The organism is Paenibacillus sp. FSL H8-0259, from assembly GCF_037963255.1.
In the GTDB taxonomy this organism is placed as follows: Bacteria; Bacillota; Bacilli; order Paenibacillales; family Paenibacillaceae; genus Paenibacillus_AQ; species Paenibacillus_AQ phytohabitans.
Map to the genome: position 1 here is coordinate 1510704 of NZ_CP150147.1, position 17708 is coordinate 1528411.

The 17708-nt window shown below is 48.9% G+C and carries 13 protein-coding genes and 4 tRNA genes; 16 read left to right on the forward strand and 1 reads right to left on the reverse strand.

Annotation, left to right across the window (positions count from 1 at the left end; all coding sequences use genetic code 11):
- Nucleotides 1–473 precede the first annotated feature (473 nt).
- Nucleotides 474–902 (reverse strand): Lrp/AsnC family transcriptional regulator, encoded by a 429-nt coding sequence (locus tag NSU01_RS06465; protein WP_179093399.1) that lies wholly within the window; start codon nt 900–902, stop codon nt 474–476.
- 133 nt (nt 903–1035) lie between these two features.
- Between NSU01_RS06465 and NSU01_RS06470 the strand changes: the two genes are divergently transcribed.
- The 16 genes from NSU01_RS06470 to essC all read left to right on the forward strand — a co-directional run bounded on the left by NSU01_RS06470 (nt 1036) and on the right by essC (nt 17707).
- Entirely contained in the window at nt 1036–1788 is a 753-nt protein-coding gene (locus NSU01_RS06470) for an MBL fold metallo-hydrolase (protein WP_076242348.1), read from the forward strand.
- A 104-nt stretch (nt 1789–1892) separates the two neighbouring features.
- A tRNA-Asn gene (locus NSU01_RS06475) sits at nt 1893–1968 on the forward strand.
- A 6-nt stretch (nt 1969–1974) separates the two neighbouring features.
- Nucleotides 1975–2063: transfer RNA gene (locus NSU01_RS06480), tRNA-Ser, on the forward strand.
- 556 nt (nt 2064–2619) lie between these two features.
- The gene (locus NSU01_RS06485; protein ID WP_076242349.1) at nt 2620–3624 is read left to right on the forward strand and encodes a Gfo/Idh/MocA family oxidoreductase; all 1005 of its coding nucleotides are present in this window, start codon (nt 2620–2622) and stop codon (nt 3622–3624) included.
- A gap of 42 nt (nt 3625–3666) precedes the next feature.
- Nucleotides 3667–4584, forward strand: a complete 918-nt coding sequence (locus NSU01_RS06490) for a helix-turn-helix domain-containing protein (RefSeq protein WP_179093400.1) — start codon at nt 3667–3669, stop codon at nt 4582–4584.
- Nucleotides 4585–4602: 18 nt separating this feature from the next.
- Nucleotides 4603–5685 (forward strand): Gfo/Idh/MocA family oxidoreductase, encoded by a 1083-nt coding sequence (locus NSU01_RS06495; protein WP_042134256.1) that lies wholly within the window; start codon nt 4603–4605, stop codon nt 5683–5685.
- Nucleotides 5686–6158: 473 nt separating this feature from the next.
- Complete coding sequence (locus NSU01_RS06500; protein ID WP_039296535.1) at nt 6159–7064, forward strand: branched-chain amino acid ABC transporter permease; 906 nt, start codon at nt 6159–6161, stop codon at nt 7062–7064.
- A 12-nt stretch (nt 7065–7076) separates the two neighbouring features.
- Nucleotides 7077–8045, forward strand: coding sequence for a branched-chain amino acid ABC transporter permease (locus NSU01_RS06505; protein WP_179093401.1), 969 nt, complete (start codon nt 7077–7079; stop codon nt 8043–8045).
- On the forward strand, nt 8014–8796 hold the full coding sequence (locus NSU01_RS06510) for an ABC transporter ATP-binding protein (protein ID WP_042134258.1): 783 nt from the start codon (nt 8014–8016) through the stop codon (nt 8794–8796). Before NSU01_RS06505 ends, NSU01_RS06510 begins: the two co-directional genes overlap by 32 nt.
- A 4-nt stretch (nt 8797–8800) precedes the next feature.
- Nucleotides 8801–9502 (forward strand): ABC transporter ATP-binding protein, encoded by a 702-nt coding sequence (locus NSU01_RS06515; protein ID WP_076242351.1) that lies wholly within the window; start codon nt 8801–8803, stop codon nt 9500–9502.
- A gap of 75 nt (nt 9503–9577) precedes the next feature.
- Nucleotides 9578–10774, forward strand: coding sequence for an ABC transporter substrate-binding protein (locus tag NSU01_RS06520; RefSeq protein ID WP_076242352.1), 1197 nt, complete (start codon nt 9578–9580; stop codon nt 10772–10774).
- 224 nt (nt 10775–10998) lie between these two features.
- Nucleotides 10999–12135, forward strand: coding sequence for an alanine dehydrogenase (ald, locus tag NSU01_RS06525; protein ID WP_076242353.1), 1137 nt, complete (start codon nt 10999–11001; stop codon nt 12133–12135).
- 172 nt (nt 12136–12307) lie between these two features.
- A tRNA-Glu gene (locus tag NSU01_RS06530) sits at nt 12308–12382 on the forward strand.
- Nucleotides 12383–12386: 4 nt separating this feature from the next.
- Nucleotides 12387–12469, forward strand: a tRNA-Leu gene (locus NSU01_RS06535).
- 282 nt (nt 12470–12751) lie between these two features.
- Nucleotides 12752–13009: an ABC transporter permease subunit gene (locus NSU01_RS06540; RefSeq protein ID WP_076242354.1), complete on the forward strand. Its 258-nt coding sequence runs from the start codon at nt 12752–12754 to the stop codon at nt 13007–13009.
- 708 nt (nt 13010–13717) lie between these two features.
- The gene (essC, locus tag NSU01_RS06545) at nt 13718–17707 is read left to right on the forward strand and encodes a type VII secretion protein EssC (RefSeq protein ID WP_076242355.1); all 3990 of its coding nucleotides are present in this window, start codon (nt 13718–13720) and stop codon (nt 17705–17707) included.
- The last annotated feature ends 1 nt before the right edge of the window (nt 17708 follow it).

Sequence of the window (17708 nt, forward strand, 5' to 3'; positions counted from 1 at the left end):
AATCTTGCAAAAAGTACAACAATTCCGGATCTGAAGGTAACAATTCTCCAGTACTCCCGCTCATATAGGAAGAGTAGCTATAATTTCACCCAAAGTCGGCTGAGCGGGGCATACAGAGTGGAGAGTGTTTTAAATTTTCATCTGCAGTTGCAAATAATATTTTCGTCGAAATTTTTGCTGAAGTTTTCCTAGGGCGGTCTCACTGCTGATTCCATAGCTACTCCCACTGCTGGTTCCATAGCTACTTCCGCTGCCGGTCTTATGGATGATTCCATACGTAGTTCTATCGTGAGCACGTTCGCGGGTGCAACTCCTAGAGAACCAATTAATTCGCAGCCCGGATAACTTGTTTCTAACTATGAATTTAACCTCGCCCCCTATCCGCAAGGAAGGCAAGCCTTACAAAAGGTTCGCTCTGTTTGCCGTCTGCTGCCCTCAGCCTGCCCTATACCTGCCCTCAGCCTGCAACAGAACTACTTGATCTGGCCCATGTCCAGGTTGACCCGGTAATTGCCGTACCTCAGCAGCTCATCGAGAAAAGCAGTCAGCGCTTCCTGATTCACGGTACGTACGCGCATCCAATAGCAGCCCTCCCCGCTGATGCGGTACAGCTCCGCGACACTCGTATGGTTCTTCGCAAAGTTCTGGAAGGGCAGATGAGCGGCGTTGGTGCTGAGAAAAACCGTAATAAAAGCATGCATATTCTGCCCGATCCGGAGCGGGTTCCAGCGGATAGTGTAGCCTTCAATAATCTCCAGCTCCCGCATTCTGCGGATACGCGCGCCAACGGCTTGGCCGGTCAGGTGAACTTCAGCTCCGATATCTTTGTGGCTTAATGTAGAGTCTTCTATGAGAAGCTGTAAGATGCGGTAATCCGTATCGTCAATGAGGTAGGGCATCATAAGTGTAATTTCCTTTCCGGGTGAAAGTAGAACAGGCTAATCTCTTTCGCGGCACAATGTATTCTTATCTGCGGCCGATTTATAATTAATTGTAGCAGAACCCAAGCACAAGTATAAGAAAGAGGTGTTTATTATGAAAATCCAACTGATCCGCCACGCCTCATTATGGCTGGAATACGGCGGCGTAACCTTTCTGGTTGACCCGATGCTGAGTGCACAGGGAGTCAATCCGCCAATTATAAATACCACGAATGAGCAGCGGAATCCGCTGGTTTCTTTACCGGGGCTTGTAGAGCAGTGGCTGGAGCCGGATGCTGTACTCGTGACGCACCTCCACCAGGATCACTGGGATGCAGCGGCGGCGGAGCTTTTGTCGCATGAGCTTCCGGTACTATGCCAGGAGGGAGATGGAGAGAAAATTACAGCGCAGGGCTTCGCCCATGTTACAGAGATTAAAGACAGTGCGGCAGCTTCTGTGCGTGGAGTAACCCTGACGCGTACTGATGGCCGACATGGAACGGGAGAGATCGGGGAGAGAATGGGCAAAGTCTCCGGTTTCGTATTCCAGGCGGAAGGAGAACCCGATCTGTATCTGGCGGGAGACACAATCTGGTGCGGCGAAGTCCGGCAGGTACTTGATGATTATCACCCGGAAGTTATCGTCGTGAATGCCGGAGGAGCAAGCTTCGTAAGCGGAGGACATATCACTATGAACGAACAGGATATTGTGGATGTATGCCATGCAGCCCCGGAAGCATCCGTGATTGCCGTTCATATGGATGCCATTAACCACTGCCACGTTACCCGTAAACTGCTGAAGCTCCGCCTTGAACAAGAGGAACTGCTTAACCGTGTCGCTGTACCTTTGGACGGAGAATGGGTGTAGTCCCAAGGAAATTTGTATAGTTTGTAAACGTTCTTACAATCTCTTTCGCTAAGCTTGACTAACCTAAAGAATCATGATAAATTAATCCTTGTTCATGTTAATGTTCCCTGATAGCTCAGTTGGTAGAGCACTCGACTGTTAATCGAGTTGTCACAGGTTCGAGTCCTGTTCGGGGAGCCATTACTTGGAGAGATACCCAAGTGGCTATAAGGGGACCCTCTGCTAAGGGGTTAGACTGCGTAAGCGGTGCGAGGGTTCGAATCCCTCTCTCTCCGTATGATATACTTCCCTGTTAGGGATGAGAACCCTCAGTGGTTCGTTGGAGCATAAGCTTCGTTAGGGATTCTTCGCAATCTCTCGCGCAGTGAGAGTATCCCTCTCTATCCGTATGATATACTTCCCTGTTTGGGATGAGAACCCTCAGTGGTTCGTTGGAGCATAAGCTTCGTTAGGGATTCTTCGCAATCTCTCGCGCAGTGAGAGTATCCCTCTCTCTCCGTAGATTTACTTCCCTGCTAGGGATGAGAACCCTCAGTGGTTCGTTGGAGCATAAGCTTCGTTAGGGATTCTTCGCAATCTCTCGCGCAGTGAGAGTATCCCTCTCTCTCCGTTCCTGCAACTATTCATACGTATTAATACAAAAGGAGCTCATTTTGAGCTTCTTTTTTTGCGTTCATCCAGTCAGAGCGATGTGAAGCCTTGAAGTATGCGGGTTCCTTTTTGATGTCGTAATTACATATAGTTATTGTCGCATTTATCTACTAAAAAACCTGCATGTTATATGATACCTTATAGGTAATGTCAGAATAATATATATGGAGGTGCAAGAGAATGAGCATTAGGATTGGCAAAATCAGCTTTTGGCATGTGCATGCCTGGGATTATACGAAGCAGGCGCAGGAACATAGTGATACTGAAATCGCTGCGGTGTGGGACGAGGATGCGGAGCGCGGCAAGAAGGCTGCGGACAGCTTGAATGTTCCGTTTTTTGATTCCTTGGAAGACCTGCTTGCCCGGAAGGATATAGATGCCGTTATTGTCGACGCGCCAACCTGTCAGCACCGGGATATCATCATTGCGGCTGCCCAAGCCGGCAAGCACATCTTCACCGAAAAGGTTGTGGCTGCAACGTTGAGTGAGGTCAATGAAATCCTGTCAGAAGTCTCGGGTCATGGGGTGAAGCTAACGGTTTCCCTCCCGCGTCTAAATGATGGTTATACTTTATCGGTTCAAGAAATTCTAAACCAGGGACTGCTTGGAGAAATAACGTATGTCAGAGTCCGCTTATCTCATAATGGTGCAACTGCAAACTGGCTTCCCGAACATTTCTTTAGCTTGGAGCAATGCCAGGGCGGTGCCTTAATTGACCTTGGCTGTCATCCCATGTACCTGACCAGGCTCTTTCTGGGTCAAGAAGTGACCGGTGTAAGTGCGAGCTTTGGATATGTAACAGGCAAGGAAGTGGAAGACAACGCGGTGGCGACGCTCTATACCGATTCAGGGGCTATTGGTGTGGTGGAAGCCGGATTCGTGAATAGCTACTCACCGTTTACGATCGAAGTGCATGGAACGGAAGGAACCCTTTTATACGGAACGCCTGAAGAGAAGCTGCTCGTTAGAAGTACTAAAGCGCCAGACAAAGGGGATTCCTGGATAGATGTGCCTCTGCAGGGCCACCGGGAGAGTGCATTTCAACAATGGGTCACCCACATTCAGAACAACACGATTGCTGCCGAGAATATTCAAATCGCAACTGAGCTTACAAGGTTAATGGAGGCGGCGAATCTCTCCGCGAAGGCAGGCCGTGTTATCCGGTTAGACGAATTGAACGCCTGATCACTCATCCATGAAGAGCTTAGCTTAAGCAGGAGGATTATAATGAGCCATTTTCCTTTCGGGATTATGTTTGAGAAGCAGGATATGCTTGAAAGACTGGATATTTCAATCCTGTGGGGACATTATGAAATTTCAGTTCTCCGGTTTCATTTGACCTCTTTTCCGCCGGGAAAGGTCATTGATTTCCATAACCATGCTGAATTTGAATTTCATTTCATACCACGGGGCAAGGGAACGGTCATTCTTGGCGAGCAGGCGTATGCTTTAACGGAAGGAATGCTCTACTTAACCGGACCGGGAGTGATGCATCGTCAGGAAGCGGAGCCGGAAGAGGCGATGGATGAGTTGTGTCTGCATGTCAATATTGCTGAAAAGCTCAGAGAAGATGCGGATTCATGGGAGGTTGCGGAAGCCGAGGAATGCGTTGAGAAGCTGAGGAAACTTCCCCCTGTACCTGCGCAGGATTATCACAAGGCTATGAGATGCTTTCTTGAAGCGTATGAGGCCTGCGACGGCAAGCTTACGGGATATTATACTTCTATTAAACATCTTGTGATCAGTATTTTATTGAAGGTAACCAGAGCTTACGATGCAGGCGGGATGGGAACCTCGGCACCGGTCCGGGATATGTTGGCCTACCGCTATCAATATGCCATTCAATACATGGAGGCGAATTCTTCAGCAACCGTGACCCTGGAGAATGTGGCTGAGAAGCTGAATATCAGCTCCAGGCAGCTGCAGCGGATATTTAAGCAGATCGATCCGGATAGAACGTTCAGCCGGATTCTTGAAGAGATAAGGTTGCAGGCCGTATGCAGCAAGCTTGAAGCTAGCACCCTGCCGATAGAACACATTGCTGAGTCCGAAGGGTTTACAAATGCGACCTATCTGCATTCGGTTTTCCGCAAGCGGCTCGGGATGACTCCGGCGGCCTACCGCAAGTCCAAAAAATTAAATTAAAAGTGAGGATGAGAGGATATGAGCAAAGTGTATCGTGTTGGAGTTATCGGATGTGGAGGCATTGCGAACGGGAAGCATCTTCCGAGCTTGAGCAGACAGGATAAGGTCCAGGTGGTTGCCTTTTGCGACATTATTAAGGAACGGGCGGAGTCGGCTGCAGAACAATATGGAAACGCGGATGCTGTTGTCTATACGGATTATCTGGAATTATTGAAGGATGCTTCTATTGATATTGTCCATGTGCTTACTCCAAATGATGCGCATGCGGATATCTCTATTGCGGCATTAGAAGCGGGAAAGCATGTGATGTGTGAGAAGCCAATGGCCAAAACAGCGGCAGATGCCAAGCGTATGGCCGAGGCGGCGAAACGTACAGGCAAGAAGCTGACGATCGGTTATGACAACCGGTTCAGACAAGACAGCTTATATTTGAAAAAGGTTTGCGAAGCAGGGGAGCTTGGCCATATCTATTATGCGAAAGCGCATGCGATCAGACGTAGAGCGGTTCCGACCTGGGGTGTTTTTCTGGATGAGGAGAAGCAGGGCGGAGGCCCGCTTATTGATATCGGAACCCACGCGCTTGATCTGACGCTCTGGATGATGGACAATTATAAGCCGAAGGTTGTACTGGGTACCAAATACCATGAGCTTTCCAGAAAAGAAGAGGCTGCAAATGCCTGGGGACCCTGGGATCCGAAGAAATTCACCGTGGAAGACTCCGCCTTCGGGATGATTGTGATGGAGAATGGCGCAACGATTACGCTGGAAGCGAGCTGGGCGCTTAATTCGCTGGACGTGGATGAAGCCAAGTGCAGCTTAAGCGGAACGGAAGCGGGTGCGGATATGAAGAATGGTCTCAGAATTAACGGGGAGAAGCATAGTAAGCTGTACACGAATGAAATTGAGCTCGATGCCGGAGGAGTAGCTTTCTATGAAGGGAAAACAGAGAAGGCTACGGATGTGGAATTGAGAAAGTGGATTGAAGCCATTGAAGAGGATAAAGATCCGGTCGTGACTCCTGAACAGGCTTATGTGGTCTCACGGATTCTGGAGGCTATCTATGAATCTGCACAGACGGGTAAGGCGGTTTATTTGGACTAAACGTTAGACGGTCTGCAGAGTATATCAGGCAAATAAGCTGGACCTCCCGGTGTAAGAGGTGCCAGCTTATTTGCTTTCTAGACAAATTACGACAAAAAGTCTGCCGGTTCAACCCGTTACCCCTTTAATAAATTGAAGGAGTGCTGCTGTAAAGAGACAAATGTTATATTAATTGCGTGTAAATAAAGTATTGTATAAGAAAAGGAAACAAATCCTAAAACTATCCTGCTTTAAAATCCTCTGTTTTACTCCCGTTTTCTACGAATTTTTCGAAAAGTAACAAAAACCTACCGAATACTACACATACCATGTTATGTAACATAACATTAAATCTTGAATTTTATATTAATTCACATAAAAATTAGTGACGACACCCAACCCTTGTGTTAATATAAATGACATCATAAAGAAATAAAAGAGAGGCAAGGCAGAGAAAGGGGAATTTTGATTATTATGGGGAAAAGGGGATGGCGATGGAGTACTTCATTCAGCAACTAATTAACGGGATTTCCGTAGGCAGTATCTATGCTCTGATCGCCCTTGGTTACACTATGGTTTACGGTATCATCAAACTGATCAATTTTGCGCACGGCGATGTATTTATGGTAGGTTCGTTCATCGGACTCTACAGTGCCAAATATCTGGCGAATGCCGGATTGCCGCCCATCGTTGTCCTGCTCTTGTCGCTGATCATTTCGATGACCATCAGCGCATTGCTCGGTATCACAATAGAGCGTCTGGCTTACAAGCCGCTTCGCAAGTCAACCCGGATTGCCGCGTTGATCACTGCGATTGGTGTATCCTTCCTGCTTGAATATACCGGAGTATTGATTCTTGGGCCTCAGGCTCAAGGCTTCCCGGATATTATGGAGAAGAAGCAATATCATCTGTTCGGTTCTTCCATCCAAGTGGAATCCAATCAGATAATGATTCTGCTAACAACGATTATTCTAATGCTTGTCCTGCAGTATATCGTCCGTTATACCAAAACCGGTAAAGCAATGCGGGCGGTATCATTCGATGTGGAGGCGGCGCGATTGATGGGGATCAACGTAGACCGCACCATTTCAGCTACATTCGCAATCGGCTCAGCGCTCGCTGCTGCTGCCGGAGTCATTTTTGGAATGACGTATAACTCAGTCGATCCTTTGATGGGGGTTATGCCTGGACTCAAAGCATTCGTAGCTGCAGTGCTCGGGGGAATTGGAAGTATTCCTGGTGCCCTTGTAGGCGGGTTGCTGCTGGGAACGGTAGAGACAGAGATTTCTTCACTCGGGTTCTCCTCATGGCGTGACGGCGTGGCATTCGCGGTACTGATTCTGATCCTTATCTTTAAACCATCCGGACTGTTTGGCAAGAATGTCCGGGAGAAAGTGTAGGAGGGAACTGCCGTGAAAAATATAAATAAAAAGTTCTGGATGGGCATTATCGTTGCCCTTGCGTTCTATGGAGTTGTTAAAGTTCTTCTAACAACGGGAGTACTAAGTGATGTAAACCAATCTATGCTGCTTCTAATTGGTGTTAACATCATGCTTGCCGTATCGCTCAACCTGATTACCGGGATTACCGGGCAGTTCTCCATTGGTCATGCCGGATTTATGTCCGTAGGTGCATACACTTCGGCGATCCTTACCCTTGACTACAACGTGCCATTCGTTCCAGCCATTATTGCAGGCGGACTCCTGGCAGCGGTATTCGGCGTATTGATCGGAATGCCTACCCTCCGGCTTAATGGTGACTATCTTGCCATCGCCACACTGGGATTCGGTGAAATCATCCGGATTGTCATGCTGAATACAGAATTCGTCGGCGGGGCTTCAGGGCTCAGCGGTATTCCTGCCAAAACAACATGGACGATGTTATTCTTCTTCACCCTGATTTCTGTGGTTCTGATTAATAACTTCATTAGGTCTACACACGGCCGGGCATGTATTGCTATCCGTGAGAATGAAATTGCAGCAGAGGCTATGGGTATTAATACGACACGCTACAAAATTATCGCTTTCACCATCGGTGCCTTGTTTGCCGGGATTGCTGGCGGGTTGTCAGCTCATACGTTCTACGTTATCACGCCGGGCAGTTTCAACTTCCTGAAGTCGTTTGAAATTATCGTTATGGTTGTTCTCGGGGGACTTGGCAGCACGGCTGGTTCCATCGTCGGAGCGGTGTTCGTTACCCTGCTCTACACATACCTTCGGGAATTCCCGGAATGGCGCATGATTATTTACTCCATCGTGCTCATCCTGATGATGATCTTCCGCCCAAGCGGTCTGCTGGGCACAACCAAATTCTCATTCGGCAAGTTCGGCAAAAAGGAGGCTAAGGCAAATGACGCAATCGAAGGCAGCAGTGCTCCTTGACGTTAAGGAGGCCAGCCGATCCTTTGGCGGACTTAAGGCAGTCAGTGAGGTTTCCCTTCATATTAATAAAGGTGAACTGATTGGGCTGATCGGACCCAACGGCGCCGGCAAAACAACATTATTCAATCTGCTGACCGGGGTGTACCCCCCTTCATCAGGCAGCATTCTTCTAAATAACGAATCCATTGGCGGTATGAAGCCTTATAAAATTAACCATAAGGGTGCCGCCCGTACGTTCCAGAACATCCGCTTATTTACGGCTATGACTGTGCTGGAGAATGTCAAAATTGCTTTTCATCAGCATGCGAAACACTCGTTATTCTCGTCTATGCTCCGTTTGCCGAAGCATTTCAAGGGAGAGGACGAAATCACTCAGAAGGCGATGGATATCCTCAAAATATTCAATCTTGCCGATCAGAGTCATGAGGTAGCCAGCAATCTGAGCTATGGTAACCAGCGCCGCCTTGAGATTGCCCGCGCGCTTGCTGCCGGACCCAAGCTGCTGCTGCTCGATGAGCCTGCGGCCGGGATGAACCCGAACGAGACACGTGATCTGATGAATCTGATCGCCTGGATCCGTGAAGAATTCGACCTTACCATTCTGCTGATCGAGCATGATATGTCGCTGGTTATGGGTGTCTGCAACCGGATTTACGTCCTGGACCGCGGAATCCTTATCGCTGACGGAACTCCGGTGGAAATCCGGAATAATCCGAAGGTTATCGAAGCGTATTTGGGACAGGAGGCGTAGAACTATGCTTACAGTACAAGGAATCAATGTTTATTACGGAGCTATTCATGCCTTGAAGGATCTCAGCATCAACGTGAAGCAGGGAGAGATCGTTACACTAATCGGTGCCAATGGCGCCGGCAAGTCAACGCTGCTCAAGACGCTTTCGGGGCTGCTTAAACCCAAGATAGGAAGTATTGAATTCCTGGATAAATCGATTGTCAATCAAAGTGTTCAAGCGATTGTTAAGGAAGGGCTAATTCATTGTCCTGAAGGACGCCGTGTCTTCGCGAATATGTCCGTTGAGGAGAACCTGGAGCTGGGTGCTTATCTGCAGGATTCCAGCAGCCTGGCAGCTGACTTCCAGAGAGTCTACAATACCTTCCCCCGTTTGCTGGAACGTAAGAAGCAGCAGGCCGGAACGCTGTCCGGCGGGGAACAGCAGATGCTTGCCATGGGGCGGGCGATTATGGGACACCCCAAGCTGCTGCTGCTGGATGAACCGTCCATGGGGCTGGCGCCGCTGCTGGTCCAGGATATTTTCAAAATCATTAAAGAAGTCAATGACGCGGGAACCACTGTGCTGCTGGTTGAGCAGAATGCACATCAGGCGCTCAAAATCGCCGACCGTGCCTATGTTCTGGAGACAGGCAGGGTAGTACTTGAAGGAGACGCCAAGGAATTGGCCGATTCCGATGAAATCAAAATGGCTTATCTTGGTCACTAAACAGATACGCCTAACTACAGCAGCATCACAGAAACAACATATAAAAATTAATTAATCGGGAGGCTGGGAGAAACAATGAAGAAAATTGGGGCCATTATTTTGTCGACAGTACTGACTGCGGTATTAGCATCGGGCTGTGGCAACAACACAGAGAACAGCGGTAACTCTGCAAGCGGCGGAAATGCTGCCGCAGGCACAATCAAAATCGGGGCTGACCTTGAGCTCACAGGCGGTCAAGCTTCTTTCGGCGACTCCGCATCGAAGGGCGCGAAGCTGGCTGTTGATGAGATCAACGCAGCGGGCGGGATTCTTGGTAAGCAGTTGGAACTGGTAATTGCCGACAACGCTTCGAAGTCTGAAGAAGCAACGCAAGCAGCACAGAAGCTGATTACCAATGATAAGGTTGTTACAATCATTGGTGCTTCCACTTCTACCAATACGCTGGGTATCGTTCCGGTTGCTACCGAGAAGAAGATTCCACTCGTTGCAGTAGGTGCCACCAACCCTAAAGTTACTGTAGATGAGCGCAGTGGCAATGTGAATGAATATGTGTTCCGCGCAGCCTTTATCGATCCATTCCAAGGTGAAGTGATGGCTAACTTTGCAATCGACTCCCTGAAAGCCAAAAAAGCAGTAATCTATACAGATACTTCGAGTGACTACTCCAAAGGTCTGCAGAAGTTCTTCGAAGAGACCTTCAAAGCTAAAGGCGGCGAAGTGCTGAGCCAGGAGTCCTACCAACAGAAAGACTCTGACTTCAAAGCCGTTCTGACACGTATCAAAGCAGCTAACCCCGATGTAATTTACCTGCCGGGCTACTATGAAGAGGTTGGTAAAATCGTGAAACAGGCCCGTGAAATGGGTATTACCGTTCCATTCCTGGGCGGCGACGGATGGGATTCTCCGCAGCTGGCTGAAATCGCTGGTTCAGAAGCCTTGGAGAACACTTACATGTCCAATCACTACTCGCCTGAAGATACAGCTACTGAAGTAACGAGCTTCGTTGAAGCTTACAAAGCAGCTAACGGCGGTGCAGTTCCGGATGGTATGGCTGCCCTTGGTTACGATGCACTGAAGCTGGTGGCTGATGCCATCACCCGTGCCGGTGAAGCTGATCCGGCCAAAATTACAGAAGCTTTGGCAGCAACCAAAGATCTGCAGCTCGCTACAGGCAAAATTACCCTGAACGAAACACATGACCCGGTTAAAGCGGCTGTCGTTCTGAAATTCGTTGACGGTAAACAGACCTTCGAAACAAAGGTTAATCCTTAAGAAGGAAATCCGCATATACTAAGGTGAATGGAATTGGGGTTCTAAACCGCAGGAGGCCGTGCGGCCTCCTGCATCACCTTAGCTGAGAAGAGAAAGGCTCAATTCTGAGCCTTTCTTTTCTCATATCACTATGCTCACCAAACTTTGCCTGTGCTTCCGAAGCGAGTTTTGCCGATGTTATATCAAGGAAGGTTATGCTTACAAAACTTTGAGGGGGAATCAGCATGATTGTTGGCGTACCCGCAGAAATCAAGAATAATGAGAACCGCGTCGCCATAACCCCGGCCGGGGTAGAAGCACTCCGGAAGGCGGGGCATGAGGTGTTCGTCCAGGCCTCTGCCGGCACAGGCAGCGGCTTCGAAGATCAAGAATACCTGGATAAAGGTGCTGAAGTTCTGGACACCGCTGCGGAAGTCTGGGGCAAGGCGGAGATGATCATTAAAGTGAAGGAGCCTCTGCCGGAGGAATATGCTTATTTCCGCAAAGGCCTGATTCTCTTCACATATCTGCATCTGGCGCCGGAGGCGGTTCTGACCAAGGCGCTTGTGGAGGGCGGGGTGACGGCGGTAGGGTATGAGACCATCCAGCTTGAAGATGGCTCCCTGCCGCTGCTTATCCCGATGAGCGAGGTTGCCGGACGGATGGCTGTGCAGATCGGTGCCGGGCTGCTGGAGAAGCCGCAGGGAGGCAAAGGCGTCCTGCTGGGCGGTGTGCCGGGAGTTCAGCCTGGAGAGGTAGTGATTGTCGGCGGCGGTATTGTCGGCACCAATGCGGCGAAGATTGCCCTGGGGATGGGGGCACGCGTGACAGTCCTGGATCTGAATGCGAACCGGCTGCGGGCTTTGGATGATATTTTTGGCGGTAGGCTCATTACGGTGATGTCGGATTCTTATCATCTTGAGCAGGCTGTCCGCAAAGCCGATCTGCTGATCGGGGCTGTACTGATTCCCGGTGCCCGTGCGCCGAAGCTGGTCAAAGAGTATATGGTGCAGCAAATGGCAGAGGGTTCTGTGATCGTGGACGTGGCGATTGATCAGGGCGGCTCGATTGAGACCATCGACCGGATTACAACCCATGAGAACCCGACCTATGTGAAGCATGGCGTGGTGCACTATGCGGTGGCCAATATGCCGGGGGCGGTCGCCCGGACCTCTACACTGGCACTGACCAATGTGACGATCCCTTATGCGCTGCAGATTGCCAATCATGGCATTCATGTGGCTGCGGTCAATAATGCGGCGCTTGCCCGCGGCTTGAATGTGGTAGCTGGACACGTAACGAATCCCGCAGTAGCGCAGAGTCTGGGCTATGAATGTGCCGATGGAATCCGTGTCCTAGCTGCCGCTGGCGGACGTATTTAAGAATGGGAGAATATAGTTTCTGTCCTCGCGGGAAGGCGGGGCTGGGATGGGGAGAAGCGGAGGCTGCACGCCGTATTTCTCCCTGATATTTTCTTTTGGAAAAAGGCTTGTCAAATTTAGCGAGGTTTGATATACTCATTTTTGTTGTGACAAACACACAAGCTTATCATCTGGCTCGTTGGTCAAGGGGTTAAGACACCTCCCTTTCACGGAGGTAACATGGGTTCGAATCCCATACGAGTCACCAATATGCGGTAGTGGTGGAATGGCAGACACGCTATCTTGAGGGGGTAGTGGGTGTATACCCGTGGAGGTTCGAGTCCTCTCTACCGCATAATTGTAATGGACAGGAAACCCTTGATGATTCAAGGGTTTTTTTGTTATATAAATAGAGCGTTTAGAATAGCGACTTGTCTCCGGATGAGTTGCTTTTTTTGTTGTTGTGGGTACATCCATTGATGGCGCCTTATGTTCCGTTATACCTGCATATATATTAGACATCGACAGGAGCGGGGGGTGCAATGGATTTTGTAATTTCGGTCATGCTTGTGGATGATGAGCCGCTTGCACTGGAGAAAGTATACGATATGGTGCCCTGGGCCTGATTGCTTATGTTATGGAAATGAAGTGGTTCCACCTCAACAACACCCATGCGCCGCTGATTCTGGCCGGACTGAACAACGCCTTCGGCGTATTCTTCATGACCCAGTTCATCCGCGCCTCAGTCCCGACCGAGGTCATCGAAAGCGCGCGGATCGACGGCTGCTCGGAATCGGCCATTCTCACAAGAATCGTAGTTCCGTTCCTGGTGCCGGGCATCAGCACCCTGGGGCTGATCTCCTTACGGATTATTCGGCAAGTATCCTGGGTCTGACCCTGGGCACGCTTCCGCTGATCTCCGCTTCCTCTTCGGCTTCAAAACATTGGTCCGGAGACTTACTGGCGGTGCGGTTAAAGGGTAAGGACAAAAAACGGATATGAAATCAAGCAGAATACCTGAACTAGGTTCAGCAGCAGAAGAATAGGCCGCCATTTTGGCGGCCTATTTGTTTTTGAGTACTTCAAAACTTGAGGCTAAGAAGTAAATTCCCGCAGGTATTTTATTTTAATAGGACAATGGAATAGTTTTGACACAGTCATTATTCATAGTATTGAAGTCCTGAAGTAGAGAAGCCGGCAGTTGGCTGATAAATAAATAAAAAAGTTTGACGGGGGTGTACTAACGAAAAAAATACATTTTAAGTAAAGATAGAAAACGGATGGTAAATATAATCGGGGTTAGGTAAAAAAAGTAAATATGCCATTATGCATAATTCCGGTGCTTGCAGAAATGAGCATAGTGGCTATTGAACTATATCTTTATGCTCTGTTAATTTTAATACGTTAAAGAGAAGGGTGACTAATTAGGGATTAATGAACTATATTAACAATAAATGTTATGGAAAATATAAACTATTGTCGAGGATTACCGATAATGCTAAATATAAATCCCAAATTAATGAAATTTTATATTTTTTTATTAAAAATTTTAAATTAAATGAGCTTGGTAATCCAAAATTCCTATCCAGTGGTGATGAAAAAAATGAGCGTACAAGAAATGCTAACCAATCAGGTACAAAGAACCCCTAGAATTAAACCAAGCTATCCGGAAGGCGAACTGGCTCTGGAGGACCCTGCCAAGCCTTCGGGCAAACCGACCTTCTCCTGGCTGACCATTATTATTCCGCCGATCGGGATGATGCTGATTGCAATTTTCATGTCAACCTTGACCAGATCGTATACGATGCTGATCTCGACGATGAGTATGACGTTTCTAACAGTTATGATCTCGGTGATGAATTACAAATCCAGTGTGAAGAAGCATCTGGAGCAAAATAAGAAGCTGGAGAAGAAATATCTGAATTATTTATTCCAAGTCCGCAATGAGCTGCAAAATGCTGCCAGTACGCAGCGTGAGGCTTATACATACATACATCCGGATATCTCCAGCTGCATTGAAATCGTCCGCGGCAGAAGCAAGCAGCTATGGGAGAGAACGGCAATTGAAGATGATTTCTTGAATATCCGGATCGGAGTGGGGATACAGCCCATTTCACTGGTACCTACATACAGCCCCAGAACCAAAGCAATCGACGACGATAATCCGCTTGAAGAAATCGCTGCCAAAATCTGCGAAGAAATGTATTTCGTAAGAGATATTCCTGTGTACATTCCGCTTAGCAATATTAATACGCTTGGCATATTCGGCAGAAAGCGGGAGGTTCGCGATTTTCTGAATGCAGCTATCGTTCATCTGACTACACATCAGGGCTACGATGACGTAAGAATCGTATGTGTGATGCAGCCTGAGGATCTGGAACACTGGGCATGGCTGAAATGGCTGCCCCATACATGGGACAAAGGCCGGAGATTTAGAAGTCTGGCTACGACCTCTTACGAAGCCTCCAATTTTGCCGATGAACTGCTCCCTATCCTTAGAAAAAGAGAGGAAAGCGGCCAGAGCGGCTATGGCTTGCAGACGCTGCAGACCCCACATTATGTATTCCTGGTGTTTGCTCCTGAATTGTGGGATAGCACAGAAATGATGAAGATTTTGCTGTCCAATAATTCTGTGCTTGGCGCGACGAGTATTTTTATCTCTGAGAAGATAGATGTTGCGTTGCCGCTGAACTGCCAGGCCATTCTTGAAATCAGGGACGGTAAAGGAATGGTCCGCAAAGATACGAGGCAGCTATTAAATCATTTAGCAGATCATTTTACAGTTGATTCTCTGGATAAGCAGCATTCAGAGTTTTTTGCCCGTTCGTTATCTCCGCTTAGAATCAAGGAGGGGCAAAATAACAGTTATATTCCGTCAATGGTCACCTTCATGGAGAGCTTTGAGGTAGAGCAGGTGGAGGAGCTGAATGTGCTACAGCGCTGGTCTAAGAATCAGGCCAACCGGACGCTGTCTATTCCCTTGGGACTCGGGGCGGGCGGGAAGTCCCTGCTGTTCGATATGCATGAAAAAAGCTACGGTCCGCATGGACTGGTTGCCGGGACCACCGGTTCAGGGAAGAGTGAGCTGCTACAATCCCTGCTGCTGGGTCTGGCGGTAAATTATCATCCCCATGAGGTTGCTTTTGTCCTGATTGACTACAAGGGCGGGGGAATGGCCAATGCGTTTCAGGGGCTACCCCATTTGGTAGGAACGATCACGAACCTGGGCGGCAACCAGATTAACCGCGCCCTCGCATCCATTAAAAGCGAATTGCTGCGCAGACAACGGCTGTTCAGTGATGCCGGTGTAACCAGCATTGATAATTACATCATCCTGTACCGCAACAAGGAAGTCAGTCTTCCGTTGCCGCATCTGATCATAGTGGTGGATGAATTCGCGGAGCTGAAATCGGATCAGCCGGAATTCATGAAAGAGCTGGTCAGTGCGGCGCGGGTCGGAAGAAGCTTGGGTATCCACTTAATACTGGCAACCCAGAAGCCATCTGGAGTAGTCGATGAGCAGATTTGGAGTAACTCGCGTTTCAAGCTATGTCTGAAGGTGCAGACACCATCGGATAGCCAGGAAATGCTGAAACGCCCTGAAGCGGCAGAGATCAAAGAGAAGGGCCGCGGATATTTGCAGGTCGGCAATAATGAGGTCTTCACCCTATTCCAGTCCTCCTGGAGCGGAGCACCGTACGCGGGTGGTGATTCGGCTGGCGATGAAAGACCTCAGATGGAGATTGTCACCCTGGGCGGTGAGCGGAGATCCCTGCTGCCGAAGGTGAAGAGTGGTGACGGGGCTTCGCAACTAAGCGAGCTTCAGGCAGTGGTTAATCACATCGCTGCCCTTTCGGCTGAGCACTCCATCCGGGAGGCTTTCCAGCTATGGCTTCCTCCGCTTCCGGAGACTCTCCTGCTTACGGAAGTGCTGGAGCCGCAGCAAATCTGGAATGGAGTCCACTGGCAGCAGCCAACGGATAATCTGACGGCAACCGTTGGGCGGGTAGATAACCCTGCAGATCAGGATCAATACAATCTGGACATTAATTTTAACCAGAATGGACATTTGCTTGTGTACGGGGCGCCGAGCAGCGGCAAAACCATGCTTTTGAAGACCATTATTATGTCGCTTGCCCTGAAATATGATCCTGAATACGTGCATTTCTACATATTGGATTTCGGTACACGGACACTGGGTGTCTTTCATGAGCTGCCTCATCTGGGAGATATTATTTATCCAGAGGAGGAACAGAAGCTTGCTAAACTGATCAGCTGGCTGTTGTCCCAATTGGATGAACGCAAACGTAAATTCTCGCAGCTTGGCATTAGTAATCTGGTGTCTTACTGCGCAGCATCTGGTGACAAGGTTCCATACATTGTTATTCTCCTTGATAACTACACCGGATTTGCAGAAGCATACGATGACCATGTATTAGATCTGGCGAAGCTGGTACGAGAAGGCGGTAACTACGGGATTTATTTTGTATTTGCAGCCAATGCTGTCAGCTCCTATCCCTACCGGATCAGCCAGAATGTCAAGCAGGCTCTGGTGTTCCAAATGTCTGACAGGCTGGATTACAGCAGCATTTTGGGCCGAACGGACGGGATGGAGCCAACGAGCACTGTGGGACGCGGGCTGCTCAAAGATAACCGGATTCTGGAATTCCATACTGCACTTCCGGGGGAAGGCAGCTCAGATGATCAGGTTGCAGCCTCACTCCGCAGGATTAGTGCAGAGATGAAAGCTGTGGCCGGAGAGATTGAACCGGTAGGTATTGCCGTAATTCCGGACAAGCTTTCGCTGGAAGAGCTTCTGGAGTGCGCCTCCAAGGCGCAACCGGAGGATGGAGAATATCTTGTACCGGCAGGGTTGGATTGGAATACCACACTTCCGGCAGCGATCAATATCAAGCATGTCAGTAACTTTGTTGTATCGTACACCGGCTTGCAGCAGGTGGATTTCAGGTTCAACTCATTAGTGCAAACTTTTCATGATTCGGCAAACCAGGTCACTAAGGAATTCTATCTGCTCGACAGCGGTGTGGCCAACTTGGCGGGCCTGAGGGCCAACCCTGTGCTTACCCGTTATATGGACACGGCTGAAGCGTTCCTGGAACTTACACAATCACTCATTGAACAGCTGCAGCTGCGAAAAAATGATGCCAGGCAGGCCTTTGCCGATTCTCCGGAGCCTGGGGCATTTGACGAAGCTGGTTATATTCTGTCCCAATACCCGCTTCTCGTAATTCTGATGCCGCATTTCAAATCAGCCTTTGATCTGATGGACAATGAATCCCTGGATCACCTAGAGCGGATTGCGAGATTTGGCGGCAAGCTGGGTGTGCTCCTGATGGTCGGCAGCAATGCTGTTGAGCTGAGTAAAATGCAATTAACCACTGAACTTGCGGGTGAACTGATTAACAGTGGAAATGCGCTGTTGTCGGGCGGAGCACCAAGTGATCACACATGCTATGCTGCCGTGATGGAACACCTTGATTACGACGAGCTTAACAGGGGAATGGACGCCAGTGAGGCGATGCTGCTTACAGAAGGGGTAATCCGGCGGCTCAAAATGATAACAGAACTATAGA

Coding starts and splice junctions, on each gene's coding strand:
- NSU01_RS06465 (WP_179093399.1), bottom strand. CDS start 902: ATGATGCCCTACCTCATTGACGATACGGATTACCGCATCTTACAGCTT.
- NSU01_RS06470 (WP_076242348.1), top strand. CDS start 1,036: ATGAAAATCCAACTGATCCGCCACGCCTCATTATGGCTGGAATACGGC.
- NSU01_RS06485 (WP_076242349.1), top strand. CDS start 2,620: ATGAGCATTAGGATTGGCAAAATCAGCTTTTGGCATGTGCATGCCTGG.
- NSU01_RS06490 (WP_179093400.1), top strand. CDS start 3,667: ATGAGCCATTTTCCTTTCGGGATTATGTTTGAGAAGCAGGATATGCTT.
- NSU01_RS06495 (WP_042134256.1), top strand. CDS start 4,603: ATGAGCAAAGTGTATCGTGTTGGAGTTATCGGATGTGGAGGCATTGCG.
- NSU01_RS06500 (WP_039296535.1), top strand. CDS start 6,159: ATGGAGTACTTCATTCAGCAACTAATTAACGGGATTTCCGTAGGCAGT.
- NSU01_RS06510 (WP_042134258.1), top strand. CDS start 8,014: ATGACGCAATCGAAGGCAGCAGTGCTCCTTGACGTTAAGGAGGCCAGC.
- NSU01_RS06515 (WP_076242351.1), top strand. CDS start 8,801: ATGCTTACAGTACAAGGAATCAATGTTTATTACGGAGCTATTCATGCC.
- NSU01_RS06520 (WP_076242352.1), top strand. CDS start 9,578: ATGAAGAAAATTGGGGCCATTATTTTGTCGACAGTACTGACTGCGGTA.
- ald (WP_076242353.1), top strand. CDS start 10,999: ATGATTGTTGGCGTACCCGCAGAAATCAAGAATAATGAGAACCGCGTC.
- NSU01_RS06540 (WP_076242354.1), top strand. CDS start 12,752: ATGGAAATGAAGTGGTTCCACCTCAACAACACCCATGCGCCGCTGATT.
- essC (WP_076242355.1), top strand. CDS start 13,718: ATGAGCGTACAAGAAATGCTAACCAATCAGGTACAAAGAACCCCTAGA.